Origin of the sequence: Arsenophonus nasoniae DSM 15247 (genome assembly GCF_000429565.1) — a bacterium.
Taxonomy (GTDB): Bacteria; Pseudomonadota; Gammaproteobacteria; order Enterobacterales; family Enterobacteriaceae; genus Arsenophonus; species Arsenophonus nasoniae.
Map to the genome: position 1 here is coordinate 1 of NZ_AUCC01000161.1, position 3,048 is coordinate 3,048.

Consider the following 3,048-nt stretch of genomic DNA (forward strand, 5'->3'; position numbering starts at 1 on the left):
GGGTATTCAAAAGGGTATTCAAAAGGGTATTCAAATTGGTGAACAAAATGGGATGCAAAAGGGTGAAAAACAGGCATCGATGAAGATAGCGCGCCAACTTCTTCAGAAAGGCGTAGAAAGAGATATCGTGAAACTATCAACGGGTCTCACTGATACTGAAATGAGCAACCTGTTTAAAGATTAAACCATGACGGAACGTAAGAAATTAACCCTCAATCGCCCAAGAAAGGCTTCACAAGAAGAACAGACCTCAAGTAACCCTGTTTACGGTAAAAAGGTCTGGGTGAATGCTACGCCCAAAAAACAGGCAAAAAAACCGAAACCCCAAAAAGTAGTAAAACAGCAGCCCAAGAAGACGGTTGAAAAACCTAAACAGGCAGTGAAGATTAAAATTCCAAAACCACCCATACCACCTAAAAAGCGATTGCCTTTATATCTAATTGATTATTTTGTTAAATTATCAGTCATTAGAATAAGAAAAGAATTAATTAATTCTAAATAATAAAATAAGTTAACTATTTTTAAGTAAGGTTTTTAGATTTCCAAATTACTATTAGCTCAAGGTGTTTTTTATGAAAATGAGTCATTCCCCCGTTAAACCCATGAAGTTAAGGGACATAACGATTATTGATGATGATAAATTGCGGAAAGCCATTATTGCTGCAACGCTAGGTAATTTAATGGAGTGGTTCGATTTTGGGGTTTATGGTTTTCTAGCCTACGCGCTAGGTCAAGTGTTTTTCCCCGAAGCCAGCTCAAGTGTACAAGTGATTGCTACACTCGCAACTTTCTCTATACCGTTCTGTATTCGTCCTTTGGGTGGTCTTTTTTTCGGTGTACTGGGTGACCGGTATGGTCGACAGAAAATTCTGGCTATAACAATCGTGATTATGTCAATAAGTACTTTTTCCATTGGGATAATCCCCTCTTATGCCTCGATAGGGATTTGGGCACCTATTTTGCTTTTATTTGCCAAAATGATGCAAGGTTTCTCAGTGGGAGGCGAGTATACTGGGGCATCGATTTTTATTGCGGAATATTCTCCCGATCGTAAACGTGGTTTCTTAGGTAGCTGGCTAGATTTTGGTTCTATTGCTGGTTTTGTGCTGGGTGCTGGCGTTGTATTATTGATTTCAAACTTTTGCGGACAAGAAAAGTTTCTTGAATGGGGTTGGCGTATTCCATTTTTGTTTGCATTACCACTTGGTATAATCGGTCTTTACCTCCGTCATGCGTTAGATGAGACTCCAGTGTTCCAGCAACATTTGGATAAACTAGCACAAGATAATCGTGATGACTTGTTTGCTGTCGAAAAAAAGATCTCCTTTAAAGCGATATTGACAAAATATCGCAGAAGCTTACTGAGTTGCATTGGTCTTGTGGTAGTCACTAACGTGACCTATTATATGCTTCTGACTTATATGCCAAGCTATCTGTCGTATAATTTAAATTACAAAGAAGATCATGGTGTATTAATTATTATTGTTGTGATGATAGGTATGCTCTTTTTTCAGCCGTTCATTGGACTGATGAGCGATAAATTTGGTCGTCGACCTTTTGTTATTTTTGGTAGTGTAGCACTGTTAATTTTGGCTATTCCTTGTTTTTTTCTGATAAACAGCAAACTAACTGGGCTGATTTTTATTGGCCTTTTGATTTTAGGGGTGTTGCTGAATGCTTTTACAGGCGTAATGGCCTCTTCATTGCCATCCATGTTTCCAACTCATATTCGTTACAGTGCACTTGCGGGTGTTTTTAATATCTCGGTAATGATAGCAGGGTTGACTCCGACCGTAGTGGCTTGGTTAGTTGAAACTACTCACGATCTTTTTATCCCAGCATATTACCTGATGGTAATTGCTATTATTGGTTTAATTACTGGTTTTGCAATGAAAGAGACAGCTAACAGACCATTGCGAGGCGAAACCCCAACTGCTTCTGATATTGATGAAGCTCGTGAAATACTTCAGGAGCATCACGATAATATTGAGCAGAAAATTGAAGATATCACCCTACAAATTTCTGAATTAGAAGAAAAGCGTAAACATCTGGTTGAACAGCATCCTATTATCAAAGAATGATTCAACAATGTTATGTTTTATATGGAATTTCAAATTTTCTTTTTAATCTTATTGAACATTGTTAATAAGCGATGAAAAAGCAAGAGTTATTAGCACTGAATATGTAGGTTTTATCAAAAGCCAAATCTTAATTTTGGCTTTTTTTGTTGAATAATTTTTTCGCATTATTAGCTGTATTGCTTTCAGGGGTTTTTGGTTGCTTTTCCACTGATTCTTTAGGTTCTATTACCGGAATGGTGCTTATATTGACTAGATTATCACCCAATCGTTTACCCTTAAGTGCTCTGACTTGTATTGATAAATCATCACTTTTTAGCAGATTTTTGTATTCTTCTTGAGAAATTGCTATCCACTCAGACCATGTCTGATCAGGGCTAAGAGGATTGATCACCCTTTTTTGCCATGCGACTATTTCATAGACATTCTCATTCAATAACTCAACTGGTACGGTATCTTTCTGAAGAGTTGAGTTAAGAATCATGTTTAAATCACTCACGCTAATTAGATTTTGAGTAAATAAACTTAATATTGTCGGTAATTTATCGTTAAACTTTTTTAAGTTCATTGTAAGTGATAAAGAATCCCGAACTGCTTTAGCTTTATTCCTTTCTTGGGTGATATAATCAAATAATTCCTTTTGTTCTGGCACATCTGTATTTAAATAAACAAATATTTTTTTATTATTACTCATACTTCACCCGTTATTCAGCGTGAATTTTATGCAATGATTTCACTAAGGCGAGTTGAGGTGTTTCAAGTTTAACAACTCTGTTGCCTAAATTTCCCCAATGTGATTTTAAATAAGGGTAAACCATTTCAGCTCCACCTCCTGTTAAATAAAGGCGTTGGAAGCTAGTATTCCCATCATAATTTTGTTCATGGTTAGGAATCTCAATCAATACAGTAAGGCATTAATGGAGGTGTTTTGAACTCAATATTTCTATTAAATTCTGACAGTTTTCTCGTT

At 36.3% G+C, this 3,048-nt stretch carries 4 protein-coding genes and 1 pseudogene; 3 read left to right on the forward strand and 2 right to left on the reverse strand.

Annotation, left to right across the window (positions count from 1 at the left end):
- The 3 genes and pseudogenes from G468_RS24285 to proP all read left to right on the forward strand — a co-directional run.
- Positions 1 to 184, forward strand: a pseudogene (locus G468_RS24285) (ISNCY family transposase); the annotation flags it as partial.
- Between the two features lie 3 nt (positions 185 to 187).
- On the forward strand, positions 188 to 502 hold the full coding sequence (locus G468_RS0116700) for a hypothetical protein (protein WP_026824003.1): 315 nt from the start codon (positions 188 to 190) through the stop codon (positions 500 to 502).
- 76 nt (positions 503 to 578) lie between these two features.
- Entirely contained in the window at positions 579 to 2,081 is a 1,503-nt protein-coding gene (proP, locus tag G468_RS0116705) for a glycine betaine/L-proline transporter ProP (RefSeq protein WP_211229683.1), read from the forward strand.
- A 127-nt stretch (positions 2,082 to 2,208) separates the two neighbouring features.
- Here proP and G468_RS0116710 read toward each other — a convergent pair whose 3' ends face one another.
- Together G468_RS0116710 and G468_RS25515 are read right to left on the reverse strand one after the other, a co-directional pair.
- Complete coding sequence (locus G468_RS0116710; protein ID WP_026824005.1) at positions 2,209 to 2,772, reverse strand: hypothetical protein; 564 nt, start codon at positions 2,770 to 2,772, stop codon at positions 2,209 to 2,211.
- Positions 2,773 to 2,782: 10 nt separating this feature from the next.
- Entirely contained in the window at positions 2,783 to 2,980 is a 198-nt protein-coding gene (locus tag G468_RS25515; RefSeq protein WP_026824006.1) for a plasmid segregation protein ParM domain-containing protein, read from the reverse strand.
- Between the last annotated feature and the right edge of the window lie 68 nt (positions 2,981 to 3,048).